24 protein-coding genes are annotated in these 26052 nt (G+C 62.6%); 15 read left to right on the top strand and 9 right to left on the bottom strand.

Features of this window, described 5'->3' with window-relative positions:
- Positions 1-2: 2 nt before the first annotated feature.
- Both JFC13_RS15355 and JFC13_RS15350 read right to left on the bottom strand, forming a co-directional pair.
- Positions 3-2360: a DUF6049 family protein gene (locus JFC13_RS15355; protein WP_198397938.1), complete on the bottom strand. Its 2358-nt coding sequence runs from the start codon at positions 2358-2360 to the stop codon at positions 3-5.
- Positions 2357-2845 (bottom strand): NUDIX domain-containing protein, encoded by a 489-nt coding sequence (locus tag JFC13_RS15350; protein WP_232488668.1) that lies wholly within the window; start codon positions 2843-2845, stop codon positions 2357-2359. Before JFC13_RS15350 ends, JFC13_RS15355 begins: the two co-directional genes overlap by 4 nt.
- A 120-nt stretch (positions 2846-2965) precedes the next feature.
- Between JFC13_RS15350 and JFC13_RS15345 the strand changes: the two genes are divergently transcribed.
- The 8 genes from JFC13_RS15345 (at position 2966) to rplI (ending at position 12497) form a co-directional block, all read left to right on the top strand.
- Positions 2966-4498, top strand: coding sequence for a CCA tRNA nucleotidyltransferase (locus JFC13_RS15345; RefSeq protein WP_198397937.1), 1533 nt, complete (start codon positions 2966-2968; stop codon positions 4496-4498).
- Positions 4499-4610: 112 nt separating this feature from the next.
- Positions 4611-6317, top strand: a complete 1707-nt coding sequence (locus JFC13_RS15340) for an AMP-binding protein (protein ID WP_269770056.1) — start codon at positions 4611-4613, stop codon at positions 6315-6317.
- 492 nt (positions 6318-6809) lie between these two features.
- Entirely contained in the window at positions 6810-9257 is a 2448-nt protein-coding gene (locus JFC13_RS15335) for a transglycosylase domain-containing protein (RefSeq protein WP_332839435.1), read from the top strand.
- Between the two features lie 61 nt (positions 9258-9318).
- On the top strand, positions 9319-10644 hold the full coding sequence (locus JFC13_RS15330) for a hypothetical protein (RefSeq protein ID WP_198397936.1): 1326 nt from the start codon (positions 9319-9321) through the stop codon (positions 10642-10644).
- A 137-nt stretch (positions 10645-10781) separates the two neighbouring features.
- Complete coding sequence (gene rpsF, locus JFC13_RS15325) at positions 10782-11072, top strand: 30S ribosomal protein S6 (protein WP_114384810.1); 291 nt, start codon at positions 10782-10784, stop codon at positions 11070-11072.
- A 33-nt stretch (positions 11073-11105) separates the two neighbouring features.
- Positions 11106-11747 carry a single-stranded DNA-binding protein gene (locus tag JFC13_RS15320; RefSeq protein WP_198397935.1) on the top strand — a complete coding sequence of 214 codons (642 nt, stop codon included), beginning with the start codon at positions 11106-11108 and terminating at the stop codon, positions 11745-11747.
- Positions 11748-11783: 36 nt separating this feature from the next.
- Positions 11784-12023 (top strand): 30S ribosomal protein S18, encoded by a 240-nt coding sequence (gene rpsR, locus JFC13_RS15315; RefSeq protein WP_009882767.1) that lies wholly within the window; start codon positions 11784-11786, stop codon positions 12021-12023.
- Between the two features lie 15 nt (positions 12024-12038).
- Positions 12039-12497, top strand: a complete 459-nt coding sequence (gene rplI, locus JFC13_RS15310) for a 50S ribosomal protein L9 (RefSeq protein WP_198397934.1) — start codon at positions 12039-12041, stop codon at positions 12495-12497.
- Positions 12498-12692: 195 nt separating this feature from the next.
- Here rplI and JFC13_RS15305 read toward each other — a convergent pair whose 3' ends face one another.
- The 4 genes from JFC13_RS15305 to JFC13_RS15290 all read right to left on the bottom strand — a co-directional run bounded on the left by JFC13_RS15305 (position 12693) and on the right by JFC13_RS15290 (position 16159).
- Positions 12693-13994 carry an MFS transporter gene (locus JFC13_RS15305; RefSeq protein ID WP_198397933.1) on the bottom strand — a complete coding sequence of 434 codons (1302 nt, stop codon included), beginning with the start codon at positions 13992-13994 and terminating at the stop codon, positions 12693-12695.
- On the bottom strand, positions 13991-15199 hold the full coding sequence (gene argE / locus JFC13_RS15300; RefSeq protein ID WP_332839434.1) for an acetylornithine deacetylase: 1209 nt from the start codon (positions 15197-15199) through the stop codon (positions 13991-13993). The genes JFC13_RS15305 and argE overlap by 4 nt, the downstream gene beginning before the upstream one ends.
- A gap of 172 nt (positions 15200-15371) precedes the next feature.
- Positions 15372-15944, bottom strand: a complete 573-nt coding sequence (locus tag JFC13_RS15295) for a DUF488 domain-containing protein (RefSeq protein WP_198397932.1) — start codon at positions 15942-15944, stop codon at positions 15372-15374.
- The gene (locus JFC13_RS15290; protein ID WP_198397931.1) at positions 15941-16159 is read right to left on the bottom strand and encodes a hypervirulence associated TUDOR domain-containing protein; all 219 of its coding nucleotides are present in this window, start codon (positions 16157-16159) and stop codon (positions 15941-15943) included. The genes JFC13_RS15295 and JFC13_RS15290 overlap by 4 nt, the downstream gene beginning before the upstream one ends.
- A gap of 167 nt (positions 16160-16326) precedes the next feature.
- On the opposite strand from JFC13_RS15290, the gene JFC13_RS15285 reads away from it, so the two are divergent.
- Entirely contained in the window at positions 16327-17625 is a 1299-nt protein-coding gene (locus JFC13_RS15285) for a DUF445 domain-containing protein (RefSeq protein ID WP_198397930.1), read from the top strand.
- Here JFC13_RS15285 and JFC13_RS15280 read toward each other — a convergent pair whose 3' ends face one another.
- Complete coding sequence (locus tag JFC13_RS15280; protein ID WP_198397929.1) at positions 17626-17805, bottom strand: hypothetical protein; 180 nt, start codon at positions 17803-17805, stop codon at positions 17626-17628.
- A gap of 17 nt (positions 17806-17822) precedes the next feature.
- On the opposite strand from JFC13_RS15280, the gene JFC13_RS15275 reads away from it, so the two are divergent.
- Positions 17823-18689 carry an AMP-binding protein gene (locus JFC13_RS15275; protein ID WP_198397928.1) on the top strand — a complete coding sequence of 289 codons (867 nt, stop codon included), beginning with the start codon at positions 17823-17825 and terminating at the stop codon, positions 18687-18689.
- A 58-nt stretch (positions 18690-18747) separates the two neighbouring features.
- Here the strand turns inward: JFC13_RS15275 and JFC13_RS15270 are convergent, their stop codons facing one another.
- The gene (locus JFC13_RS15270; RefSeq protein WP_198397927.1) at positions 18748-19608 is read right to left on the bottom strand and encodes an SDR family oxidoreductase; all 861 of its coding nucleotides are present in this window, start codon (positions 19606-19608) and stop codon (positions 18748-18750) included.
- A gap of 152 nt (positions 19609-19760) precedes the next feature.
- Between JFC13_RS15270 and JFC13_RS15265 the strand changes: the two genes are divergently transcribed.
- Positions 19761-20372: a TetR/AcrR family transcriptional regulator gene (locus JFC13_RS15265; protein WP_332839433.1), complete on the top strand. Its 612-nt coding sequence runs from the start codon at positions 19761-19763 to the stop codon at positions 20370-20372.
- On the opposite strand, the gene JFC13_RS15260 is transcribed toward JFC13_RS15265, so the two are convergent.
- Complete coding sequence (locus JFC13_RS15260; protein ID WP_198397925.1) at positions 20339-20749, bottom strand: VOC family protein; 411 nt, start codon at positions 20747-20749, stop codon at positions 20339-20341. The two genes, JFC13_RS15265 and JFC13_RS15260, sit on opposite strands and share 34 nt — an antisense overlap.
- A gap of 253 nt (positions 20750-21002) precedes the next feature.
- Between JFC13_RS15260 and JFC13_RS15255 the strand changes: the two genes are divergently transcribed.
- The 4 genes from JFC13_RS15255 (at position 21003) to dnaB (ending at position 26032) form a co-directional block, all read left to right on the top strand.
- On the top strand, positions 21003-21767 hold the full coding sequence (locus JFC13_RS15255; RefSeq protein WP_198397924.1) for an ABC transporter ATP-binding protein: 765 nt from the start codon (positions 21003-21005) through the stop codon (positions 21765-21767).
- A gap of 8 nt (positions 21768-21775) precedes the next feature.
- Positions 21776-23137, top strand: a complete 1362-nt coding sequence (locus JFC13_RS15250; RefSeq protein ID WP_232488666.1) for an FtsX-like permease family protein — start codon at positions 21776-21778, stop codon at positions 23135-23137.
- A gap of 27 nt (positions 23138-23164) precedes the next feature.
- Positions 23165-24547 (top strand): FtsX-like permease family protein, encoded by a 1383-nt coding sequence (locus JFC13_RS15245; RefSeq protein WP_198397922.1) that lies wholly within the window; start codon positions 23165-23167, stop codon positions 24545-24547.
- 174 nt (positions 24548-24721) lie between these two features.
- Positions 24722-26032, top strand: coding sequence for a replicative DNA helicase (gene dnaB, locus JFC13_RS15240; protein ID WP_101618901.1), 1311 nt, complete (start codon positions 24722-24724; stop codon positions 26030-26032).
- Positions 26033-26052 lie beyond the last annotated feature (20 nt).

The following is a 26052-nucleotide window of genomic DNA, read 5'->3' as shown; positions in this document are numbered from 1 at the left end:
CTCTACCTCGTTTCCGATTCGTCGTTCTGCGCGCGGGCCATCGCATCGGCCAGCTGCTGTTCGGGGATCTTCCTGCGTCCGCGGGAGATCGTCTTGATCAAGCCGATCACGAACACGGCGGCCAGTGCCAATCCGACTACGGCCGTACCGATGTTCTCCCAGTCGGCGCGCACCCTGACGAGCAGTGTCTCGTTCTTCGGCAGGACGACGTCATCGGTGGCGACCATCTCGATCGTCGTCGGGACGTCTGCGTTGGCCAGGCCTTCGACGGGAACGTCAACGCGCATGGTCTCCTGGGAGGGCACGACGACTGTCTCGGTGGGCTCGGCCCGCAGCTGGGGGGTCGTCGGCTTCATCCGGATGCTCATGGTCGCCTCGGCGGGCGAATCGTTGACGATCGTCACCGGGATGGTCGTCTCCTCACCGGTGACCAGCAGCACCGAGGAGCCCTTCTCAAGGTAGAGGCTGTTCCTCACCTTCTCACTCGAAGCCTGGGCATCGTCGGCGCAGCTTTTCGCGCTGCCCTCCAGGGTCCACGCGACCGAGGTACAGCTGAGCAGCTCACGGTCCAGCCGTGTATTCGCACTTGCCGGGTCAGAGAACACACTGTTGAACTTCTTCTGGGTCGCCCGGGTCTCTGCGAGGCTGTGGACTGCCTTGGATCCGATCGCCTTCGGATCCGCTCCTGACTGCAGCAGCCCGCGGGGCACGGGGTCGGTGTCGAGGAGATCATCGATGCCGGACGGATCCACCCAGGGAGCGTCCGCGACGGACTTGACCGTACCCTCCCAGTTCGCCGAGGCGGCCGTACGCGGCATGGGCAAGAGCAGGTGTCGTGTCCGGTAGGGGGACTCCGCCTGGATCGCGGCGGTTGTCGCGACCAGTTCTGAGATGCCCGAAGCGGGATGATCGGAACCGATGATCTTGGCGCTCTGCTGCGCCAGAGCCGTATCGGTGATCAGAGTGTCGATCGAGGACTGTGCATCGGCGGTGATGCGAGTCTTGGAGTGGGCGTTGTCGTGGACCCCTGCCAGCGATGGCTGCTGATTGTTGCTGAGGATCACGGTCTGATCACCGGCCTTGGCGAAGTCAGCGAGCTGATCGCGCTGTGCGGAGCCGGCGACTGGCCAGGCGATGTCGGTCTTGGCCTTCGGCAGGACATCCTTGACCATCTGCCTCTGTTTCTGCGCGAACTTGCCCAGACTCTCCAGATCACTGTCCACCAGCGACGCCTGGTCGGGGTCGCCATAGGGCAGAGCGATGACGGTGTGTGACTGCGCTTCGGCAAGGAAGTCCTGGTACCAGGTGTCGAGGCGCTTGCGCTGCTTTTCCTCGGCCTCCGCCTCGTCGGCGCTGAGCCCATCGGCACCGCCCTCGTCATTGGAATTCGCGTCGGGGTCGGTGTCCTGGGCATCGGGTCCCGTGGATGCCGTTTCCGTGCCCTGTGGCGAGGATTCTTCAGACTCCTCGGGATCTGATCCGTCTTCCTCTGATGGTTCGGCCACAGCCGACTCGAAGGAGGCGATGATCCGGGGGTCGAGGGCGATTCCCACTCCGGGAGTCTCGAGAACGTTCATGATCGACGTCAGAGAGCCGTCCTTGCCGATCGCTTTGTCGAGGTCGTCGGGGGCGATGATGCCGTCAGAGGTATGAGCCGGAATCGTCACCGGGGCGAGCATGCTGATCTTGGTCTTGTCGAACTTCGGGCTCGGGTACCAGGTGGAGAAGCCGACTTCGGAGGCGAGTCTCCCGGTGGCATCGCCGAGCTGCACGCTCAGTCCACGCGGGCCCCAGTTCGAGACCGGAGAGGACTTCTGCAGCCCGAGATCATCTGCGGGGACGGAGATCGTGAATTCTGCGGAGGACCCGGCCGCGATCTCATCCTCGAACGTGGTGTCCACCGCAGTCATCGGGTCGGAATCTCCGTTTGAGCCCTCCTCGGCCTTCTTGCGGGCATCGGGACCGTTGTTCTCGAGATCGGCGATGCTGCGGTTCTGAGATTGGTCGGTCTTCCAGTTCTCGATCTTGCGCCCGGAATCGAGCTTCTGCATCGACATCGCCAGATCCAGATCAGGATCGGAGATCGCCTCATCCGTGGGGTTCGTGATCGTGCCGCGCACCTTGAGTGTGCCCTTTGCATCGACCCAGGGCGTCACCTCGTCGAGGGTGATCGCGACTTCGGAGCCCCCTGACTTGCCCCCGCCCGAGCCCCCGTCCGCTGAGGTGCCATCGGCGGCGGTCGAACCGGCGGCGGCTGCGGGGCTCGACCCCATGAGCGGGATGACGAAAACTGACCCTGCGAGCAGAAGGACTGTGCTCAGCAGGGCGAGGAGGAAACGCATATGGCTGATGGGTTTCACTGCTCCAATCGGGCGACCATCGGACGGGCGGCGGCAACGATGCGACGCTCATTGGCGAATGAGAGCCGGGAGCGCAGATCGTTGAACGGAATCCACGCAGCGTCGATCGCTTCCTGGTCAGGATCATTATCCACGGTCAACGTCCCAGACCGTGCACGCAACAGGAAGTGGTGGACGAGTTTATGGATGCGGATTCCGGTCACTGTGAACCAGTAGTCGACGGTGCCCAGGGGGCAGACTATCTGCCCGAGGATGCCTGTCTCCTCTTCCACCTCACGGCGAGCCGCCTCGGCGGGGGTCTCAAGTCCTTCGAGGTGACCCTTGGGAAGGCACCATTCGATCCGTCCTGCCCGGTTGATCCGGGCGATCACGGCCACGGTCAGTTCCGGGCGTGTGAAGTCGACGACGATGCCCCCGGCGGATATCTCCTCTACCGTGGTGCGACGAGACGCTCTGGGTCCCGGCTTGGGCATCGGTGTGGTCATTCTCCTACCTTAGTAGGCGATTCTTGGAAGTGTCGTGGGGCGCGCTCCCGGTAGGCTGGACTCGGCTGTAGATGAGTCGTCTCCGATTGGAACGAACACGGTAGAACACGAAGGAGCTCGGTGGACCCGAAGACCGCGCACGCCCGTCTGTACGACAAGCTCGATGAGCTCGAGAACATCCTCGGGCCCCTGGGCAAGCGCTTCGCCGCGGCCGGATTCGAACTCGCGCTCGTCGGCGGTTCCGTTCGCGATGCACTGCTGGGCCGTCCGATGCCCGATCTCGACTTCACCACAGATGCGCGCCCCGACGACATCCTCTCCCTCATCTCCGACTGGGTCGACACACATTGGGACATCGGGCGGGAATTCGGCACCATCGGCGCGATCAAGTCCGGTGTGCAGATCGAGATCACGACCTACCGCGCCGAGGCCTACGACCCGGATTCGCGCAAACCTACGGTGAAGTTCGGCACAGATCTCGACGCTGACCTGGTCCGACGCGATTTCACAATCGGTGCGATGGCGATTCGCCTGCCCACAATGACCTTCGTCGACCCGTTCGAAGGCTTCACCGACCTCGTCGAGGGTGTCATCCGCACCCCGGGCACGGCCGCGGATTCGTTCTCCGATGATCCGCTGCGCATGATGCGCGCTGCCCGTTTCACCGCTCAGCTGGGTCTCAATCCCGTCGCCGAGGTGGAAGCGGCGATGCGGGACATGGCCGATCGGATTGCGATCATCTCCGCCGAACGCATCCAGGTGGAGCTGTTCAAGCTGATGACCGGCATCGACCCGGCCGCGGGCATCGATCTGCTGGTGCGCACCGATGTCGCCGATCACGTCCTACCCGAAGTCGCAGGTCTGCGACTGGAGACCGATGAACACCACCGCCACAAGGACGTCTATCAGCACTCGCTGACCGTGCTGCGCCAGGCTGTGGAGCTCGAAGAGCAGTATGCGGCCAAACAGCGCGAGGCCGGGTTGAGCTCTGATGACCCCAACCACCTCGTCGTGCCCGATTTCACCGTCCGCTTCGCGGCGCTGATGCACGATGTGGGCAAACCTGCGACGCGCAGATTCCTGCCCGGTGGGGCTGTCACCTTCTATCACCATGATGCCGTCGGTGCGAAGCTGACCGCGAAGAGGATGAAGTCGCTGCGCTTCGACAAGGACACGACCAAGGCCGTCGGCCGTCTGGTCGAACTGCATCTGCGCTTCTACGGCTACGGTGACGCCGGGTGGACCGATTCTGCGGTGCGCCGCTATGTCACCGACGCCGGCCCGCTGCTCTCGCGCCTGCACATCCTCACCCGCGCAGACGTGACCACGCGGAACAAGAAGAAGGCTGATCGGCTCGCATTCGCCTACGACGACCTGGAGCACCGGATCGAGAAGCTCAGCGAACAGGAGGAGCTCGCCGCGATCCGCCCCGACCTCGACGGTCGGCAGATCATGGCCATCCTCGACATCACACCCTCGCCGCTGGTGGGCAAGGCCTACAAGCACCTTCTCGAGGAGCGGATGGAGCACGGCCCGCTGGGACCTGAGCGTGCCGAAGAGGTTCTGCGTCAGTGGTGGGCCGAGAACGGGGCTGCGGAGATTGATCCCGGAGAAGCTGGGCCCGGCGACGTTGAGCCCGGCGAGCAGTCCTAGTCTTCACCCCCGCCTGTTGTCGGCCTCACACCAACTGATAACTTCGTAATTCGCGTATGTTTGTGCTTGCAGTCACATGGTGTGGCGCAGGCGACGATGTGAGGAGATCCTGATGACTGTGACCGATGAGTTCCGTGCAGCCCGAGACAAGCTGATCGAGTTGCGCAGCGATGCCGCGGCGGCCGGTGACGGCTTCGAATGGCCGCGGTTCGATCACTTCAACTTCGGCATCGACTGGTTCGACAAGGTTGCCGAGGGCAACGACAGCCCAGCACTGTGGATCGTCGAGCAGGACGGCTCGGAGGGCAAGTGGAGCTACGCGGAGCTCTCCCGTCGCTCGAATCAGGTGGCCAACTTCCTCCGCCGGTCAGGTGTGAAGCGCGGCGACCACGTCATGATCATGCTCAACAATCAGGTCGAGCTGTGGGAGACCATGCTCGCAGGCATCAAGCTCGGTGCGGTCCTTCTGCCGACAACCACCCAGTTGGGTCCCATCGACCTCAATGATCGTGTCGATCGCGGCAAGGCCGAGTTCGTCATCGCCGGACCTGCTGATGCTGCGAAGTTTGACGATGTCGAGGCCGAGGTGGTGCGCATCGTCGTCGGTGACGATGCGAAGCGCCAGCAGGACTACAGCTACGTCGACGCCGACGAGGAAGACGTCAGTTTCGACCCGCAGGGCACCTCCCGCGCCGATGACCTGCTCCTCCTCTACTTCACCTCAGGCACGACCTCGAAGGCGAAGATGGTCGCCCATTCTCACGTGTCCTACCCCGTCGGCCACCTGTCCACGATGTATTGGATGGGGCTGAGGCCCGGCGACGTCCACCTCAATGTCGCCTCGCCCGGCTGGGCCAAGCACGCCTGGTCGAATATCTTCACTCCCTGGATCGCCGAATCCTGTGTCTTCCTCTACAACTACTCGCGCTTCGACGCGAATGCCCTGATGGAGACCATGGACCGGGTCGGCGTGACCAGCTTCTGCGCTCCTCCGACGGTGTGGCGCATGCTCATCCAGGCAGACCTCAGCCATCTCAAGACTCCGCCGAAGATCGCCCTGGGTGCCGGCGAGCCCCTCAATCCGGAGGTCATCGACCGGGTCAAGCAGGAATGGGATGTGCTCATCCGCGACGGCTACGGTCAGACGGAGACCACCCTGCAGGTCGGCAACTCGCCTGATCAGGAGCTCAAATACGGCTCCATGGGCAAGGTGCTCCCCGGCTATGATGTGGTCCTCATCGATCCCGCGACCGGTGAAGAGGGCAATGAGGGCGAGATCTGCCTTCGCCTCGACCCGCGCCCCTTGGGACTGACCAGCGGATATTGGTCCAATGAGGAGAAGACCGCTGAAGCCTTCGAAGGCGGCGTCTATCACACCGGTGACGTGGCCGAACGCGACGAGAACGGCTACATCACCTATGTCGGGCGCGCCGACGACGTGTTCAAGGCCAGTGACTATCGACTCTCGCCGTTCGAGCTTGAGAGCGTGCTCATCGAGCACGAGGCCGTCGCCGAGGCGGCTGTGGTCCCCTCGCCGGATCCTGTCCGTCTCGCTGTTCCCAAGGCCTATGTCGTCGTGGCGGGTGGTTTCGAGCCCAACGCGGACACCGCTCGGGAGATCCTTGCCTACTGCCGTGAGCACCTGGCCCCTTATAAGCGCATCCGCCGGCTCGAGTTCTCCGAGCTGCCGAAGACCATCTCCGGCAAGATCCGCCGTGTCGAACTTCGTGCCCGTGAGGACCAGCTGCATCCGTTCAGCGGTGAGCCGGCTGTCGAAGGCAAGGAGTACGCAGACACGGACTTCGACCTCAGGGGCTGACCGCTCTCGGCGATTGCCGAGGGCACGTCGCTCACGGCGAGACCCGAGGGCGCATCCCTCTCGTTCAACGCTGAGTCAGGTTTTCGCTGTTGCCTTGGCGCGAGAATCTGACTCAGCGTTGAACGAGGGCGATTCCGCTCGGAGAGTATTCGTCGGCGGCCTACTCTCAATGAGCAGTTCGGGTCTGGAGTGCACAGTTCTGTGCACAAAGTTGGGCCGACAGGCGGCTGATAGTTGAAAATATGGCTAAATGTGAGCAATTCGCCACTTGGTGTGGTCGATACCCAGGTGCAACGGTAAAATCCCTGGTGAGAGTGGACATACGACTCTACTCATATGTGCTAACAAGTAACAACTGGGGTGACTTGGCGCTGGATTCAGGGGATTTTCACTCTGTTCCAAAGAAGGCGTGCCAAACTGAAGCTCAAGTGTGACCTTATCGAACCTCGTCGCCACGCAATGCGGCAGGCAAACTGACCTGGAGGACCTTGGGTGGCTAAGGGACAAAGACAAGCCAAAACCAGAGGCAAGAAGACGAAGAATATTCTCAACTATCCGCGCTCAGGCGTGCACGGATGGACGCGTTTTCTGCCCAGCATCCGGCTGCTCGTCGTCGGCGGACTCAGCATCGTCATTCTCCTCTGCGTGCTGTTCTCGATCGGATATGCGACCACAGACGTCCCCGAACCCAATCAAGAGGCCACAGGTCAGACCTCGACCATCTACTACAACGATGGCAAGACGCCCATCGGGCAGTACAAGGTCGAAGACCGGAAGTCGATCAGAATCGATGAGATCTCCGAGCCGATGCAGAAGGCAGCGGTCGCTGCAGAAGATACCTCGTTCTACGAGAATCGCGGAATCTCCATCAAGGGACTCTCCCGCGCAGTCGTCGGTGTGGCGACCAATCAGTACGCCGGTGGTGGATCCACCATCACGCAGCAGTACGTGAAGAACTTCTACCTCACGAACGAGCACTCCTTCGATCGTAAGGTCAAGGAGATGTTCATCTCGCTGAAGATCGATCAGCAGCAGAGCAAGGACGACATCCTTGCCAACTACCTCAACACCATCTACCTCGGACGCCGGTCTTACGGCATCGAGGTTGCCAGCCAGAACTACTTCGATAAGTCGGCAAAGGACCTCGACGTCAGCGAGTCGGCATTGCTGGCAGCGATGATCCAGCGCCCAGGAGCCGCCGATCCCTCGGACAACCCCGAGGTCTACCAGGATCGTTTCGACTACGTCGTGAAGTCGATGGTGGATGAGGGCTTCATCACCGAGGAGCAGGCAGCCAAGATCGAGATGCCGAAGGTGGAGAAGCAGAACAAAGAATCTTCACTGTCCGGCCAGAAGGGGTACATGTGGGACTTCGTCCGCCGTGAGGCCCTGCGCAAGCTCGACATCACCGAGGCACAGCTCGACCGTGGTGGCTATAACATCACGACCACCTTCGACGAGGACCGCATGAAGCAGGCCGAGAAGGCCATCAAGAACCTGCCGTCCGATCAGCCGGAGGGTCTGCAGACGGGCTTGGTCTCGATCGATCCGGACAACGGTGGAATTGAGGCCTTCTATGGCGGTAAGAACTACCTCGATCAGGCTTTCAACGCTTCGACGCAGAGCCATGTACAGGCTGGTTCGACCTTCAAGCCCTTCGCCTTGGTGGCTGGGCTCGAGAACGGTGTGCGACTCACCGATACCTACCCGGGTACGAGTCCGACGACCCTGAACAACGACGGCACTCCGTGGGAGCTGTCGAACTTCGGCAATACGAGCTACGGTCCCGTGACTCTGCTCAAGGCCACTCAGTCCTCGATCAACACGGCCTATGCCGCGCTCAATGTCCAGGTCGGTCCGGACAAGACTGTCGACGTGGCACAGCGAGCGGGCCTGAGCGGCAACTGCACGGACAAGGAGATGGAGTCCGGTGACACGGGCGGATGCTCCATCGGACTCACCCCGAACCCCTCGAACGTATTGGGAACGCCCAGCGTGAAGCCGATCGACATGGCCTCGGCTTACGCGACCTTCGCAGCCAACGGTGTCCACCATGACACGCACTCGATCGAGAAGGTCACCCAGGGGGCCGACGACACGGAAGTCTACAAGGGCGAGACCAAGGGCAAGCGCGTCTTCGACAAGGCGGTGGGAGCTGAGACCTCTTTCGCTCTGCAGCAGGTCATCAACGGCGGCTCGGGCAGCTATGCCCAGCAGCTGGGACGACCAGCAGCGGGCAAGACCGGTACGACGAACAACAACACGGCGGCCTGGTTCTCGGGCTACACCCCGAATCTTGCGACATCAGTGGTCCTCTACCGTGAGGTCGACGGCAAGCAGATGTCGATCGGCTCCTACGGCGGCCGCGGTGAGGTCACGGGCGGATCTTTCCCTGTTCAAGTGTGGACTGAGTACATGCAGGACGCGCTCCAGGGAACCAAGGTCGAACAGTTCCCCGAGCGTGGAGAACTGCCGGACAAGCCGAAGCCTAAGAACACCAACGCACCGGCGGCTCCGAAACCCGAACCCAAGGCACCGGAGCCGGAGGCTCCGAGCGGCAGCGATGGCGGCGACGGGTCCGACGAGAAGGCTCCAGTCGACGAGCCGAGCGAGAAGCCGAAGGACGACGAAGACAAGGGCAAGGATAAGGACAAGGACGCCGACGGCAAGGACGATTCCAAGGACGACGGTAAGGACTCCAAAGACTCGAAAGACGGCCGTGAGGATAATGGCTCGTCTAAGGATGGTGACGGCGGATCGAAGAATGGCGATACCGGCGATACCGGTGGTAGTGACAACGGTAATGGTTCGGACACCGGCGGCTCCGACAATGGTAATGGTTCCGACACCGGCGGTGGAGAAGACGGTAGCGGTTCCGACACCGGCGGTGGCGAAAACGGCGACGGTGATCCCGTGGGAGTCGTCTCGCCCGGTGGCTGAGTCTCGGCCTGTGACACGCGCATCGATGGCGAGTGTCACCGCGGGCCGGTAACCTCTAGCCATGCCTTCTCAGTCCAGCACCCGGATCGCCGAGCCTCTGCTCGGCGGTCCGGACGGCATTCATCTTGCTTCAGCGGGCGCACAGTTTCGGCGTGGCCAGGCCTACATCTTCGCCGGAATCCTCGGCCTGACGACCTTTCTCGCACTCGCCCTGCAGGGCCCCTGCCTGAGTTCGGGCTACGAACAGCCGTCCGCCTCGGCGAGGATGTGCTCCGGACCTCTGTCCACGGCATTCCTCGGCCAGACCAATCCTGAGGAGGCCCTGGGCCGCTCCCACGGAGGGATGGCCGGACTGTCGGTGATCGACGCCCGCTTCGTCCAACTGATGAAGCTCGTGACTGACGATGTCTCCGTCTTCATGACGTTCGTTCTCATCGTCAACGCGATCGCCTTCGCCGCTCTCGGCGTCGCACTTCTGGTCCTCGCCAGGCAGCGAGCTTGGCTGGTCGCGGCCTTCGCCTCCCCGGTCATCCTCTTCACCTTGGGCTCGACCCTCGACCCGGTGGCCTTGGCGCTGAGCGTCTGGGCCATGGTCATCTTCGTCGGATCGTCGCCGGTGGCCCCTCGACCGTGGCTGTCCGGGGTCCTCCTCGGCATAGCCGCATTCATCAACCCGCTCGCGCTGCTGGTTGTGCTCGCACTTACCCTGGCTGGACCGCGCCCGGCCGGGAGGCTGCGTCCCCGGGATCCGCGGATGATGCTGGCCGCGCTGACGATCACCTCGGCGCTCATCCTGCTCCTCGACGGCAGTGCCGTCGGACGGATCACGCATTGGATGGGCGACGCCGTCGACGGCGGATCATTCGCCTCGATCCTGGTCATGGCACGTTTGGGAACCGCCGAGGTGTGGGCGCCGGTGTGGATCATCGCCAGCGCGGGTGTCATCGTCGCGGTCACCATCGCGCTGTACATGGTGCGCAGAGCAGGACTCGACCCAGCCGTGGCCACCTGCCTCCTCATCGGTGGCTGCCTGCTGCTGGCGCCGGGGATCATGCCCTGGGACAGCCTCTGGATCCTGCCGTTCCTCGCGCTCACAGTCCGTCGCTGGTGGGTGCTCATCATCTGGGCACTGGCGGAAGCGGCCTTCGCCATTGCCATCCACCTCGGCGACGTCACCGGATACGAAGCTGACAAGGGCCTCGAACCGACCTTCGTCGCACTCCTGACTCTCCTGCGACTGGTCGCCCTCGTCGTCGTCGTCATCTGCGCGGGTGAGAATCTGTACCGGCGACGGATCCGCGGTCGACTGCTCAGGGCAGAACTGCCTCGGCGAGTCGAAGACGACCACCCCACGATCCGTGTCCAAGGGCACGGAAATCCGACATGACACCACAGGTAGGCGTCCACTAGACTGTGTAGGTCTGTTCCCATTTCACGACCATCGTGGGGGCCGGAACGGATATGCATATGCCCTCCTGCCATGGAACGACCATGGCCGCAAAGACCAGAGGAGGTGGGTGACAGATGCGTCATTACGAGCTCATGCTCATTCTTGACAACGAAACCGAAGAGCGGACGTTGGCTGACACCGTGGACAAACTGATGAAGGTTGTCCCGGCTGAAAACGGAACCGTCGACAACGTGGACATCTGGGGACGCAGGCGCTTCGCCTACGACATCCAGAAGAAGTCCGAAGGCTTCTACGTCGTGGTTGATTTCCACGCAGAGCCTGCAACGACCAAGGAACTCGATCGCCAGCTCGGACTCAACGAGTCCGTCCTGCGCACCAAGATCCTCCGCCCGGACGCCAAGTAATAGCGTCAAGCACCTCGTTTCAAGGAGCAGTCAATGGCAGGCGAAACAGTCATCACGGTCGTCGGGAACCTGACAAGTGATCCCGAACTGCGCTTCACACCTAACGGTGCTGCGGTCGCAAACTTCACCGTGGCTTCGACGCCGCGTATGTTCGACCGTCAGTCCAACGAGTTCAAGGATGGGGAAACCCTGTTCCTTCGCTGCTCGGTGTGGCGTGAGATGGGCGAAAACGTAGCCGAATCCTTGCAGCGTGGTACTCGGGTCGTCGTTCAGGGCCGCCTCAAGTCGCGGTCCTTCGAAACCAAAGAGGGCGAAAAGCGCACCGTCATGGAACTGGATGTCGACGAAGTCGGCCCCAGCCTGCGACGCGCCACCGCTCAGGTGACGAAGAACGAACGCAGCGGCGGCGGATTCTCCGGTGGCGGTAACTTCGGCGGAGCGCAGCAGGGCGGAGGCTCCCAGCAGGGAGACTTCGGTCAGCAGCAGTCGTCGGGCTGGGGCAACAACCCGCAGCAGGGCAACCCACAACAGGGTGGCTCGCAGCAGGGTGGTCAGCGCCAGGGCGGTTACGGCCAGGGGAACAACGCACCGGCAAACGACCCGTGGGCATCATCGAGTCCACAGGGCGGCAACGGCGGCTGGGGCAACCCGGGCGCCGATGAGCCACCGTTCTAAACACGTTCAAGACATTTCGTAAATCAGGAGATACTCATGGCCAAGCCAGAGATCCGGAAGCCTATCAAGAAGAAGGCTAATCCGCTCAAAAAGGGCGAAGCGGCGAAGATCCACTACAAGGACACCGCTACGCTCCGTAAGTTCATTTCCGACCGCGGCAAGATCCGTGCCCGTCGCGTCACCGGCGTGACCGTGCAGGAACAGCGCGTCATCGCGAAGGCCGTTAAGAACGCCCGCGAGATGGCACTTCTGCCCTACTCGAGCACTGCTCGCTGATCGGAGGGAAAGAACATGCCAAACCGTAAAGTAATTCTTAACCAGGAAGTTGATGGTCTGGGAGCCGCCGGCGACATCGTCGAGGTTCGCGCCGGATACGCACGTAACCTGCTGCTGCCCCGTGGCTGGGCATCCGCATGGTCCGCCGGTGCAGAGAAGCATGTCCTTGCTCTCCGCAAGACCCGCCAGGCCAAGCAGATCGCCGACCACGATGAAGCAGTCAAGGTCAAGGCTCAGCTGGAATCCTCCAGCGCTCGCATCGAGCTCAAGTCCGGCAAGAACGGCCGCCTCTTCGGCGCCGTGACCCCGGCACTTGTGGCCGAGGCGCTGCACACCGCAACCGGACACGATTTCGATCGTCGTCAGGTTGCGCTGCCTGCTCACGTCAAGACCTCCGGCAGCTACACCGCTACCGTGCGCGTCAACGACGAGATCACCGCGAACGCCAAGTTCGAGGTCATCGGTAAGGCCTGATGCTTCCGCATCGAGCGTGACTGGCCGGTGGTCAGTTCGACTCGTAGTCGAAAGCAGAGCTTAACGTCGAGGGGACACTTTACAGAGTGTCCCCTCGACGTTTTTGTATGCTCTCGACGAGTGGAGCGCGACGTGGGGTCGGTGTCGATGAGACTGTGCCCGATCGCCGGAGTCAGCCGCGCCCTGCCATCTGGATCAGCGTTGTCCGTAGTGCCTGCGGACGAAGAACAGGCCGATGAGGGAGAGCACGGCGACTCCCATGTAGTAGACGCTCGGCGAGTTCAGCGAACCGGTGATATCGAGCAGCCACGTGAGCACCAAGGGAGCGATGCCACCGAGGAGCGTCACACCGATGTTGTAAGCCGTGGACAGCCCGGTGCCCCTGATCTCGGCGGGGAACAGCACGGAGAGCATGCCCGGCAGCGGCGCGAAGTAGAACGCCATGATCACACCGAGCACGGCGATGACGAAGATGAACGCGGGCACGCTGCGCTGGGTGACGATGAGCTGGAACAGCGGCCACGCGAGCACCAGGGCCGCGATCGCGGCATAGGTCATGATTCGCGCGGGACCGACGCGATCGGCAAGGCGACCCACCAGTGGTGATCCGATCAGGCAGATCAGACCGGCCAGAATGCCGCCGAGGTAGGCCGCCGTCGGTGAGATGCCCAGGTTGGACATTGCGAAGGTCGGCATGAAGAGGATCATGTACACGGAGATCGTGGCGACACCGACCGACGCGGAGGCTGCGAGGATGCGACCCCAGTGGTTGGCGAAGAGCGTGCGCAGGGGCGATTTCGCCGGAGGCCTCGACGTGAACTCCTCGGTCTCGTCGAGCTTGGAGCGGATGTAGAGTCCGACGGGTCCCACGAGGAGACCGATGACGAACGGCACCCTCCACCCCCACGAATGGAGCGCCTCATCGGAGAGATAGGTATTGAGGGCGAATCCGAAGGCCGAGGCCAATGCCATCGACGCGCCCTGGCTGGCGATCTGCCAGGAGGCGTAGTACATCTTCCGGTGCGGAGCGGTCTCCACGAGGAAGGTCGTCGCCGTGCCGAACTCGCCGCCGGCGGAGAATCCCTGCAGGAGTCGGGACGCGAGGATGATGAGAGCGCCCCAGACCCCGATCTGCGAATAGGTCGGGGCAATCGCCATGAGCAGCGTACCGAGCATCATGAGGAACAGTGTCAGGGTCAGCGCTGGCTTGCGTCCGCGCCGATCGGCGAACCGGCCCAGGACCAGACCACCGATGGGCCGGACCAGGTAGGAGATCGCGAACGTGGCGAATGTGAGGATGAGGGAGAATACCGGATCACCCTCAGGGTAGAAGATCTCCGAGATCACGACGGCGAACGACGCGAAGACGATGATGTCGAACCATTCGAGGGCCGCCCCGATCGAGCTGGAGATGACGGCCTTGCGTGCGGCAAGGAGACGTTCCGGAGTCGCCTCGAGCACAGGATCTTGCCGCGGATTCGCGGTGGAGGTGCTCATGGTGTCTGCTTTCCTGCTGCGCTGGCGTCGGCCTCTGCGCTGAGGTCGGTGATGAGATTGCCGATGAACGCTTCGCAGGCGGCGATCTGTTCGAGTTCGATGAACTCATCGGGCGCGTGTGCCTGGGCAATGTCCCCGGGGCCGCAGACGACAGTGGGGATGCCCGCATTGGAGAACAGTCCCGCTTCGGTGCCGTAGGTGACCTTGTCGTCGCTGACCTCTCCACCCCACTGACCAGCGAGAGAGACGATGTCGGCCTCAGCCGGAGTTTCGCAGCCGGGGGCGGCTGCCTCAACGGTGAAGTCGACTCGGGCGCTGTCGTTCTCCGCGCGCATCATGCGTTCGAGGCGGGCCGCCTCGGCGCGGAATCGTTCGACCAGGGCTTCACGGTTGACGGATCCCAGGGATCGGAATTCGAACTGCACGCTCGCCTTGGCGGGGATCGTGTTGACGGCGATGCCGCCGCTGATCGTATTCGCCGTCACCGTGGTGAAGGGCACGACGTAGTTCTCATCGAAAGGTCCTTCGGTGCGGAATTCGGCGGCGACCGCATGGACGAAGGTGACGAACTCGGCGGCGTAGGCAATCGAGTTCACACCTTCCGGGGTCAGCGAGGAATGGGCCGCGACGCCGTGGAAGTCGACGCGGAAGACGTTCATCGACTTGTGTCCGCGCACGACCCGCATGCTCGAGGGCTCACCGACGATGCAGCCGCGAGGGGCCAGGCCCGCCTCGGCGATCTTGTCCACAAGGTCGATCGCGCCCACACAGCCGACCTCTTCGTCATAGGAGAAGGCGAGGTGGATGGGCTCCTTGAGCTTTGCGGCTGCCAGCTCGGGCAGTTTGGCGAGGATGACGCCGATGAAGGATTTCATGTCCGCGCTGCCGCGCGCGTAGAGCTTGCCGTCCCTGACCTGCGGGGTGAAGGGATCGCTCGACCAGTCCTGACCGTCGACCGGTACGACATCGGTGTGCCCGGACAGGACGATGCCTCCGCTGGTGGAACCGTCGGCGGCCGGCAGCGTGGCCAGCAGGTTCGCCTTGGTGCCTTCGGCGTTGGGCACCAGCTGAGATTCGATGCCCGCGGCCTTGAGGCGCTCGACGACGTGGTCGATGAGCGGGAGGTTCGTGTCCCGGCTCGTGGTGTCGAAGGTGATGAGATCGGTGATCTCGGAAATGGTGGTCTTGGCCGGTAGTGCGGACACGGCTGCTCCTGACTGTACGGGGATGAACCGTCTGGTCAGCCTGAAGCGGAACCTGGTCGGGTCCCTCCCGTGCGGGACAGCGGTGACCAGACCCCGACACACTACGTCCGAAATGATGATGAGATCGTGAAGTCTCGTCAATTGAGACCAGTGCCAGCGGGCATTCTGATTCCTACGATCGCCCTGGCGCGCTCGACGAGTCGTCTGAGACACCTGCCGGGTATGTGACGTCTCCGTTCTTGGCGACGACGGCTCCGGCGCTGAGTTCGGCGGCAGTGGTCTGATTCCTGCCCATGATGTGGGTGACTGGGACGTCGTGGGCGAGTAGGTTATCGGCGATGATGCGCCGATGGCAGCGCCACCACACGGCCTCCGAGCACATCAGCACACTGCGGCTGTTCGCGCCCCATTGAAGCAGCTGGTCGAAATCGTCGCGGAATTCCTCCGTCAGGGCATGATCGGCATAGTTGTGGAAGCTGCGGTTCTTCCACCACCCATTGAGCTCGAACGCGATGTCATGGTTCACGGGTCGCCTGCCGGTCAGCCCTTCGAGCCGACGCAGCTCCACTCCCGACTCGGCCAGGTCATCGATGAGAGTGTCCGCGTTGAACTGGGGGTTCTTATTCGATCCGGGCAATTTGCGGACGTCGACGACCACCTCGGCGGAATTCTCGGTCAGGAGGTCGATGAACTCCGCGAGGGAATGATTCGAATGACCGATGGTGAGGAACCGCGAGCTGCTCACTTCTTGTCGATCCGGTGGAGAGCCGTGCCCTTGTGAGCGGCAATGTGATCGGTCTTGTCGCTTTTGATCTCGTACTGCGGCTCATCCTTCGACGCTCGACGATTGTGGCCTTTGTAGTCGAAGTCGGAGGTGTGGACCCTCGTGATCGTGCCTGAGACCTCGCCGGCCTCCGAGTTCCACCCTACGTGATCGCCGACAGAGAAGTTCTCCGCCATGTCATCCTCCTCAGATCGTCGAATGCTGCCTTACCCCATACAAACACGATGCGGCCATCGGCAACAGGGTGTGCTCTGCTGCAGGTTCCCAGGCTCGGCACAGCCTGCCGATGACCATCTTGGGCGGGGACTTCGCTAAAGTCGATGACAGATGACAAGGGGGAACGATGTCGATCGAAAAAGCACCGTCCGTGCCGCGCTTCGGCGGTCCGAGCGAACTGACGCCGGAAGATCAGGAGCGGGCACGGGGTCTGCGCAAGATGCGCACACTGGCGCTGTCGCTGCTCATCCTCGCCACCCTCATCTTCCTTATCACCCACATCTTCACCGATAACACCGGGGTCTGGGGCTTCGTCTCGCGCGCTTCTGAGGCCGCGATGATCGGTGCGATCGCCGACTGGTTCGCCGTCACCGCGCTCTTCCGCCACCCTCTCGGTCTGCCGATCCCGCACACCGCGATCATTCCGCGCAAGAAGGACACCCTGGGCGCGAGCCTGTCCGCATTCGTCGCCGCGAACTTCCTCCACGCCGAGGCGGTGTCGACGAAGATCAGGTCCGCTCAGGTGTCACATCGTGCCGGTGAGTGGCTGAGCAGATCCGCCAACCGTGACCTCGTTGTCGACCGCGCCGCCGGTGGGCTCGAATATGTGCTGGCTCGCATCGACGACGAATCCGTCGTAGCTCTGACCAAGAACGTCATCATTCCGCGCCTGGTCGCGACCCGCAAGACCCCGGTGTTGGCGCAGCTGCTGCGCCAGATCGTCCTCGACGGTGCGCACCACAAACTTGTCGACCTCATCGTCGCCGAGGCGTACTCCTGGTTGAGCGACAATCCGCAGGTCATCGATGAGATCGTCCACAATCGGGCACCGTCCTGGGTCCCCTATTTCGTCAACGAGCAGCTGTCGAACCGACTGCAGCGAGAGGTGCTCGGCTGGGTCGCCGACGTCCGCGACAACGAATATCACAAGGCCCGTCAGGCCCTTGACGCCTGGCTCGTCGACCTCTCCGATGACCTCAATGGCGAGACTCCGCTGTCGGAGAAGGCAGAGGTCATCATCAACGACCTGCTCAGCCAGTCAGGGGTCGTCGACTCCGTGCTCGAGATCTGGAGCAGCCTCAAGCAGCTCCTGCGCCAGGCCATCATCGACCCGAACGGCGAGGTGCGCGGACGCATCTCAGAACTCATCGGAGAATTCGCCCAGCGGCTGCAGGCTGACTCGGAGTTCGCGGCCAAGATCGATGACCGGATCGCCACCACGGCCGGAGACCTGGCCGAGAGCTTCGGCCCCGAGATCGCCAGCGTCATCTCCGACACGATCGAACGCTGGGATGCGAAGGAAGCCGCCGAGCGTATCGAGCTCTACGTCGGCCGGGACCTGCAGTACATCCGTATCAACGGAACCGTGATCGGAGCCCTGGTCGGACTTCTCATCCACACGATCATCGTGCTGCTGCCCGGTTGATCAGCGCGGTGTTGATTCCCCCGGCGCACACAGTCCCGGAAGCAGGGTCATCACCTGGGTTCTGATCCAGTCGACTGCACCTGCTCGATCGGCGAGGAAGTCCCGCAGAGTGGATTCGAAGATGCCGTCGAACATCGAGTAGGCGGCGCGCGACTCGACCATGGGAGACGTGCTGCTCAACTCTGCGTAGCGTCATTATGCGCGGCGCCGATGTCGGAGCGTTCCTGGCCAACGTCGCAGAGCATGGGGTGACCCACTCGTTCCTGCCGCCGACGATCGTGTACATGATCCTCGCCGAGGCGGGACTGGACTCCACGGATCTCAGTTCCCTCGAATGCCTGTGGTACGGGGCGGCGCCCATGTCGCCGGTGCGATTGGAAGAGGCAATCGAGAGGATCGGCCCGGTCATGGCTCAGCTGTTCGGACAGACTGAGGCACCCATGATGATTTCGACGATGGCACCGAGCGATCATTTCCTGCCCGACGGGAGTCTAGCCGAAAGCCGGCTGAGCTCGGCGGGCAGACCGACCCCGTTGTGCACTGTGGAGGTGATGACTCCGGAAGGCGAGATTGTGTCCAGAGGGGAACGCGGAGAGATCGTCGTTCGCGGATCGCTCGTCATGGACGGCTATTACAAGAATCCCGAAGCGACCGAGGAGGCGACGCGATTCGGATGGCACCACACCGGCGACATCGGCTACCTCGATGAGGACAACTACCTCTATGTCGTCGATCGTGCCAAGGACATGATCATCACCGGAGGGTTCAACGTCTATTCCACTGAAGTGGAACAGGCCCTCCTTTCCCACCCCGATGTTCAGGACTGCGCCGTCATCGGTCTGCCCGATGAGCATTGGGGTGAGATGGTCACCGCCGTCGTTCAGCTTCGCCGAGGTGGTGCGGTGACGACGGAGGAGCTGCGGGCGCACGTCAAAGCTCGGATCGGCAGCATCAAGACGCCGAAGCGCATCGATGCCTGGAGCGATCTGCCCAGGTCGAAGGTGGGCAAGGTCCTCAAGGTCGAGATCCGCAAGGAGTTGCTGAAGGACGAGACCTCGATGTGAAATCGTGAACTAGGTGTGAAGCCGTGTGCCTGATCGCTGGACGTCGGTCCGGGGGCAATCACTCAGTCCGCACCATCTGTTCCCTGAGTTGATCGGAGATGGTGCGGGGCGCCCGTCCGAGGAGACGACCCAGGGTGGGATCGGGGTGCGCGAAATGGCCGCTTCGCGTTGCTTGGAACATCGTCAGAGTGAATCGTGCGGCAGCCTCGGGCACCCCGTTGGCCACTTCGCCTGCAATCCATTCTTCGTCCTTGACAACGATGCGTTCGACAGGGTGGCTCGATAGTTCGGAGGCGCTGGTGGCGAAGTCGGCGAGAGTCACCGGTGAGGGCAGTGTGAGATTGACCGGGCCGTCGAAGGACGATGCACTGGTCAGTATTGTCGCGGCCGCTTCGCCGGCGTCGCGTCTGTCGATCCATGAGAAGGGGCCGTCGGCTGGTTTGGCGATTGTGCCCGTTGTCTGCCATGGCCCGAGCAGATCTCCTAGGTCTCCGTAGAAGCCATTGCGCAGTGCCGTCCAGGAAACGCCCGACTCGGCAAGATACTGCTCGGTGGCGGCGTGAATTGCCAGTGGAGGGTAGGGGGAGTTGAAGCCGGTCCCGAGAGCGCTCGTGTACAGGATTCGTTGGGCTCCAGCCTCGACTGCCGCGTCGATGGCTGTTCTGTGTTGTGTGATGACGTCCGCGGTGACATCACTCGAGGAGACGAGAAGAACCTGCTCCGCGTCGGCGAACGAGTGACGGAGAGCATCAGGATCGTCGTAACTTCCTTGTCTGACGCGAACGCCTTGGTCAGCCAGGTACTGTGCGCGGTCAGGATTGCGGACGCTGACACCGATGTCGCTCGGTGCAATCCGTTGGAGGAGATGGTCCACAGTGAAGCCGTTGAGAGCGCCCGTTGCTCCGGTCACGATGATCATGATGGCGGCCTTTCGCTGAAGCCGGTGCGAGACCGGTGCTGATGGGGCACCCCTTCAAGTTGACTTACATGGTCAACTTAGTGCCGACATCCATCCTGCGGTAAAGTGACCAGTGGAGTCAAGTTATGGAGAGAAACAGGGAAGAGCTGAGGGTGGCTGATAGGAATTCTGGGCCGACGTTGCGTACGGATGCCCGCCGGAATGTCGAGAGGATCCGCGCTGCCGCAATCGAGGTGTTTCGCGTCGAGGGACTTTCGGCTCCTCTGGAGAACGTTGCCGGTACCGCCCAGGTGAGCAAGGCGACGATCTTCAACAGGTTCGGCGGGCGGATCGGACTGATCGATTCCGTCATCGACGAGGTCGTCGCGACTCAACTGAAGGCCCTCATCGATGATGCCCGTTCAGTGCCCGGTATCAGCGAACGGATTCGATTCTACGTCGGTGCCATCCGCGACCTTCAATACCGACTGCCGGCGGTCAACGACGTTCTTCTGCAGGCGTTTCCTGCCTCGGACCCACTCATGGAACTCTGTCATCTCGGGGGAAGCTTCCACGAGGAGCTGGTGCGGGAGGGGCATGCGGCCAACGCTCTGGCCGAAGAGGTCACGCCGGACGACTTTCAAGCGATGGCCGTCGACAACTCACTCGCACTCAAATACGGGATTCGCCCTTCCAGAGCGGCCTACGATCGGCGAACCGGATTGGTTCTCGACGGCATCTGCCAGCCTGCTCACGGCAGGTCAGGCTCGCCCTCTTCCTGGTGAATGAGCTGGATCAGGTTGCCGACGGTGTCGTCGAGGACTGCTGTGGTGACCGGGCCCATCGTCGTCGGTTCCTGAGTGAAGGTCACACCGAGGTTGCTCAGGCGATCGTATTCGGCCTGGACATCCTCAACGGCGAACTGGTTGATGGGGATCCCATCGGCGGCCAGCGCCTTGGTGTAGGTGTCCGCGGCGGGGTGCCCCTTGGGTTCGAGGACGACTTCCACTCCATCGGGATTCTCCGGTGAGACAACCGTCAACCAGCGGAAGTCCTCACCGACCGGCACATCGACCTTCGGAATGAAGCCGAGCCGATCTGTGTAGAACTTCAGAGCGCGAGCCTGATCGTCGACCGGAATGCTGATCCACTGTGCCTTCATGATGACTCCTCAGTCTTAGCCGCATGTTCGGTGATCGATGCCGCGTGTTGGCTCAGGGCGAGCCGTCGGGCATCCGCTACGCAATCACAATAGGTCGGAACTCGCCGTTCGGTCCATCGGCGGGACCGATCTCAAGTCAATCACCAGGTGATTCGCGGGATCTGCAACCCCTATTCCACATGTCGGGTTTTCCTCGTCGAGGTGGTGGGAGGACTTCATGGTCGGGCAAGTCCGATTGCGAAAATATAGAGACATGACAAACACACAGCTTCCCGCAATCATCACATCATCGAACGTGACCAAGCACTACAACCAGACCTATGCGCTCGCCGGAGTCGATCTCACCATCGGCCTCGGCGAATCTTTGGCCATCATGGGTCCCTCCGGTTCCGGAAAGACGACCCTCCTGCACTGCTTGGCCGGCATCATCCGTCCCGACGAGGGCACCATTCGCCTCCTGCCCACCGACCGCAGCGCCGCCGCCGAGATCACGTCACTGAAGGAGAAAGGCCGCACTGCGCTGCGTCGCGAGGTCTTCGGCTTCGTGTTCCAGCAGGGTCTGCTCCTGCCCGAACTCACCGCTTTGGACAATGTCGCGCTCGCAGCCATGCTCTCAGGCTTGACGCGCACCGATGCAACCGAACATGCCCGCGCGTGGCTCCAGCGCCTGGGACTGGCCGAGCACCTGAACAAGCGCATCGGGCAGCTTTCCGGCGGACAGGCTCAGCGCGTGGCCATCGCCCGCGCCCAGGTCACCCAGCCCGTGGTCACCTTCGCCGACGAGCCCACCGGTGCCCTGGACTCCTCCACCTCCACCGAGGTGCTCTCCGAACTCCTGGCCTCCACAACCGGACGAGGATCCACTCTGGTCGTCGTCACCCACGATGAGACGGTGGCCGCTCGCTGTTCGCGCATCGTCCGCCTTGCCGACGGTCGGATCGTCTCCGACTCCGCGAACCAGCCTGCGGGGAACGACCAGCGCGTGCAGAGCAACCAGTACCTTCAGAACAACCGGTGATGCCGACTATGAATATCCTTCCCCTCGTACTGACCAAGAAATCCTTCACCTCGACCACGTCGAAGCTCGTCGCCATCGCATTCTTCGCATGCTCGACGCTCTTCCTCACCGTCGCCGGCGGTGCCTGGGCGTTCAACGACCGACCCGAAGTCTCCGGATACGCCGAGGTGGCCGGGCTCTATCGCTTGCTCGCGATCTTGGCCACGGTCTTCCTCATCGTTCCCGCGATCAGCTTGGGGGCCGCCTCGGCGAAGCTGAGTGCCCGGCGTCAGGATGAACGCCTGTCCACACTTTCCCTGCTCGGTGCGAAACCCGGCACCGTCCGCCTTCTGGCGGTCGCCGAACCCTTCATTCCCGCCTCGGCCGGCATCCTCGCAGGTATCGCCGGCTACTTCCTGCTCGCCTACCCGCTCAGCTTCTTAGTCTTCACCGGTGAACCGCTCGGATATTCTGCGCTGATGATGCCTCTGTGGCTGCTCGCCGCCGTCGTCATCGGACTGCTCTTGGTCTGTCTGCTCTCGGCCCTGCTCGGCCTGCGCAAGATCACGGTTTCACCATTGGGCGTGCGCACCAGGTCCTTGGCCCGGAAGTTCCCAGTGGCCCGCATCATCACCGTCATCATCCTGGTCGTCGGCATGGTCGGTGCCCTCATCTTCTCCCTCAATCGGAACCAGCCGATAACGACCTACGTTGTCGCGAGCATCATCACGATCGGGATCGCCCTTCTGCTCATCAACGTCATCGGCGTCCTCGTCATGCGGATCCACGGATGGCTCAGTCACCGGATTGCCCGCACACCCACGTCGATGATCGCGGCGTCGATGATCGCCGATGCACCGGCACAGTACTGGCGTCGCGTGGCGGGACTGTCGATGATCACCTTCATCGCGGTCGTCGGTGGTGCCGGCACGGCGATGATGCGGGCGAATCAGGGAGATCTCACCGCCGAGGCCAAGGCCATCATGGGCCCCTACCAGTACATGGCCGATGACATCTTCGCCGGACTCATCCTCACTCTGGCCATTGCCTTCGTCTTCATCGTCATCTCCGCGACGATCAACCAGGCAGCAGACATCCTCGACCGGGCATCGACCTACCGGGAGCTGCATTCGGCGGGAATGACGCAGAAGATGATGCACCGAGTCACCGTCAGCGCGGTCATGTCGCCCATCCTGCTCGTCACCCTCGTGTCACTGGTGCTGGGCGGAATGCTGGCCGGACTCATGGCTTCGGCCAGTGACCTCGGCGATCCGCTGACCATCGCAGTTGTCGCAGCGGTGCTCGTCGGCGGTGTTGTGATGGTGTGGCTGGGGCTCCAGTTCACCCGTCCGCTGGTCCGTCGCGTCACAGCCGTGACCGCCACGGCCTGAGAACGAGGATCCGAGAAGGAGACCGATATGCCCACAGCAACTCGAATCGTCGCGCTCGTGCTGGGACGCAAGACGTTCACCTCCTCGAGTTCTCTCCTGGTGATGAGTTCGTTCTTCGCCTGTGCCACCCTGTTCCTCACCGTTGCCGCCGGGGCCTGGATGTTCTTCCAGACCCCGGCGGCCCCGGGCTCGGACATGGAGGGCATGGACCTCGTGTACAAGTTCCTCGCCGGCTTCGCGACAATCCTGCTCGTGATACCGGCGAGCACACTGGCGTCCGCCTCGGCGACCCTGTCCGCCCGTCGACAGGACGAGCGCCTGTCCACGATGTCGCTGCTCGGGGCGAGGCGAACGGCCGTCGTCACCCTCGCCGTTGCCGAACCGCTGGTGCCTGCAATCTGCGGAATCGTGCTCGGAGTCCTCGGCTATCTCGTCGTGGCATGGCCGGTGAGCCTCATCCACTTCATGGGCCGCTCCATCGGCTACGAGAACATGCTGATGCCCGCGTGGCTGGTGGCTGCAGTGGTCGTGTTCCTCATCCTCGTGTGCATCGTCGCGGCCCTGGTGGGACTGCGCAAGGTCGCGATCTCGCCCCTGGGTGTGCGCACCAAGTCACTCGAGCGGAAGTTTCCCCTCGGGCAGGTGATCCTGGCAGTCGTCGCGATTGTGCCCCTACCGGTCGCCGTGTCGCTGACGCAGAGCGGCGGCCTCGGACTGGGCATCCTGATCGCGGCCATCATGGTCATGTTCATCCTCGGACTGATCGTCGTCGACCTCGTCGGCGGCCTGCTGATCAGGTGGTTTGCGCACCTGAGCGGGAATCGGGCGCAGACTCCGGAACGACTCATCGCCGCCCGGCTGGTCTCCGACGATCCCAAGCGGTTCTGGCGCAGAGTCTCCGGTCTGGCCATGACTGCATTCGTTGCGGCCGTGGGCGGCTCCGGCATCTCGCTCATGCAGCTCGGCCTGGATGCTGCGGATGAACCCGGTGCACAGATGCAGGACGCAGACCGGTTCCTGCTGCAGGACATCTTCACCGGAGTTATGCTGGTGATGGGGATATCGATCCTGTTGATCGCTGTATCCGCGCTGATCAACCAGGTTGCCGACATCTACGATCGAGCCGACACATTCCAAGATCTCTACGCCGCGGGAACGGACCCGGAGACCATGCACACAGCGATGGTGAGAGCAGTTCTGGGGCCGGTCATCTGGGTGGCGCTGCTGGCAGGCGGTCTCGGTCTGCTTCTCGTTCTGCCCTTGGCCGGAGCAGCGCTCGTGCTCAAACCGATCACGTTCTCAACGATTCTCGCGTCAGTGGTCCTCGGTATCCTCATCATCAGATCGGGATTGCAGCTGGCGAAGCCGATCCTCGTGACCGTGGCGACCGCGTGCCGTTCACGGGAATGAGGAGGGTGCCGTGAACATGCCGGAGTGAGCGTGTGCTCACACCCGGATATCCCCGCCGAGGTGGGTCTGCGGCTTCTCGATCCAGGTACAGTTGGAGGGCGTTGAAAGCGGGTGTCCGCCGACGAGGTTCGAGGAAGAGGAAGACGATTGAGCAACAATCAGGGGTTTGACGGGATGAGGACCCCGCCGCAGGACGTCGAGGCCGAGCAGAGCGTCCTCGGTGCGATGCTTCTGTCCAAGGATGCGATCGCCGACTGCGTCGAATCCATGACCGGTGATGACTTCTACAAGCCTGCTCACGAGACTATCTACGAGGCCGTCCTCGACCTGTATTCGCGTGGTGAGCCCGCAGACTCCGTGACCGTTGCGAACTACCTCACGAAGACCGGCGACCTCTCCCGAGTCGGCGGTGCGGCATACCTGCACACGCTCATCTCCTCCGTCCCGACTGCCGCCAACGCCGGCTACTATGCCGCGATCGTGCGCGAGCAGGCCGTCCTGCGCCGCCTCGTCGAGGCCGGCACCCGCATCGTGCAGATGGGCTATGACGCCGAGGGCGACACCGATGAGGTCGTGAACTCGGCCCAGGCGGAGATCTACCAGGTCACCGAGCGTCACACCACAGAGGATTATGTGATCCTCTCCGACATCCTCAGCGATGTCGCTCAGGAGATCGAACGCAATGGCGACACCGATGGGCAGACTGCGGGGGTGCCGACCGGTTTCACCGAATTCGACCAGCTCACCAACGGTTTCCATCCGGGCACGATGATCGTCATCGCGGCTCGTCCCGGTGTCGGCAAGTCCACTCTGGCCCTGGACTTCATGCGCTCGGCGGCGATCCACCACGGCCAGGCCGCCGTCTTCTTCTCCTTGGAGATGGGCAAGAACGAACTCGTCATGCGTCTGCTGTCGGCTGAGTCGGAGATTCCCCTCCAGAACCTTCGCCGCGGTGAACTGTCCCCTCATGACTGGACGACCCTGGCCGCAACGGAATCGCGCATCAACGATGCCCCGCTGTTCGTCGATGATTCCCCGAATATGGCACTGACCGAGATCCGTGCGAAGTGCCGACGCCTGAAGCAGCAGCACGATCTCAAGATGGTCTGCGTCGACTACCTGCAGCTGATGAGCTCCGGCAAACGAGTCGAGTCGCGTCAGCAGGAGGTCTCCGAGTTCTCCCGTTCGCTCAAGCTCTTGGCCAAAGAGCTCGAGATCCCGGTCATCGCGCTTTCACAGCTCAACCGTGGCAGCGAGCAGAGGACGGACAAGCGTCCGATGATCTCGGACCTGCGTGAGTCCGGTTCGATCGAGCAGGACGCCGATATGGTGCTGCTCATCCATCGTGACGACATGTACGACAAGGAACACGAACGTGCAGGCGAGGCCGACATCATCGTCGCCAAGCACCGTGCGGGTCCGACAGCTGACATCTCCGTGGCCTTCCAGGGCGCGAAGTCCCGCTTCGTCAACATGCCGCAGTAGACTCTTCTGCACCAGCGGCT

Source organism: Brevibacterium antiquum, from assembly GCF_016107655.1.
Classification (GTDB): Bacteria; Actinomycetota; Actinomycetes; order Actinomycetales; family Brevibacteriaceae; genus Brevibacterium; species Brevibacterium antiquum.
Note: the sequence above shows the minus strand (reverse complement) of the source record. Positions and strands in the feature narration are given on the sequence as shown.

Excerpts from the sequence above, each read along its gene's own strand:
- JFC13_RS15320 (WP_198397935.1), top strand. The coding sequence starts at position 11,106 with ATGGCAGGCGAAACAGTCATCACGGTCGTCGGGAACCTGACAAGTGAT.
- JFC13_RS15340 (WP_269770056.1), top strand. The coding sequence starts at position 4,611 with ATGACTGTGACCGATGAGTTCCGTGCAGCCCGAGACAAGCTGATCGAG.
- rpsF (WP_114384810.1), top strand. The coding sequence starts at position 10,782 with ATGCGTCATTACGAGCTCATGCTCATTCTTGACAACGAAACCGAAGAG.
- JFC13_RS15305 (WP_198397933.1), bottom strand. The coding sequence starts at position 13,994 with ATGAGCACCTCCACCGCGAATCCGCGGCAAGATCCTGTGCTCGAGGCG.
- JFC13_RS15260 (WP_198397925.1), bottom strand. The coding sequence starts at position 20,749 with ATGAAGGCACAGTGGATCAGCATTCCGGTCGACGATCAGGCTCGCGCT.
- JFC13_RS15275 (WP_198397928.1), top strand. The coding sequence starts at position 17,823 with ATGCGCGGCGCCGATGTCGGAGCGTTCCTGGCCAACGTCGCAGAGCAT.
- JFC13_RS15350 (WP_232488668.1), bottom strand. The coding sequence starts at position 2,845 with ATGACCACACCGATGCCCAAGCCGGGACCCAGAGCGTCTCGTCGCACC.
- JFC13_RS15270 (WP_198397927.1), bottom strand. The coding sequence starts at position 19,608 with ATGATCATCGTGACCGGAGCAACGGGCGCTCTCAACGGCTTCACTGTG.
- JFC13_RS15255 (WP_198397924.1), top strand. The coding sequence starts at position 21,003 with ATGACAAACACACAGCTTCCCGCAATCATCACATCATCGAACGTGACC.
- rplI (WP_198397934.1), top strand. The coding sequence starts at position 12,039 with ATGCCAAACCGTAAAGTAATTCTTAACCAGGAAGTTGATGGTCTGGGA.
- JFC13_RS15330 (WP_198397936.1), top strand. The coding sequence starts at position 9,319 with ATGCCTTCTCAGTCCAGCACCCGGATCGCCGAGCCTCTGCTCGGCGGT.
- JFC13_RS15290 (WP_198397931.1), bottom strand. The coding sequence starts at position 16,159 with ATGGCGGAGAACTTCTCTGTCGGCGATCACGTAGGGTGGAACTCGGAG.
- JFC13_RS15285 (WP_198397930.1), top strand. The coding sequence starts at position 16,327 with ATGTCGATCGAAAAAGCACCGTCCGTGCCGCGCTTCGGCGGTCCGAGC.
- JFC13_RS15245 (WP_198397922.1), top strand. The coding sequence starts at position 23,165 with ATGCCCACAGCAACTCGAATCGTCGCGCTCGTGCTGGGACGCAAGACG.
- JFC13_RS15250 (WP_232488666.1), top strand. The coding sequence starts at position 21,776 with ATGAATATCCTTCCCCTCGTACTGACCAAGAAATCCTTCACCTCGACC.
- rpsR (WP_009882767.1), top strand. The coding sequence starts at position 11,784 with ATGGCCAAGCCAGAGATCCGGAAGCCTATCAAGAAGAAGGCTAATCCG.
- dnaB (WP_101618901.1), top strand. The coding sequence starts at position 24,722 with ATGAGGACCCCGCCGCAGGACGTCGAGGCCGAGCAGAGCGTCCTCGGT.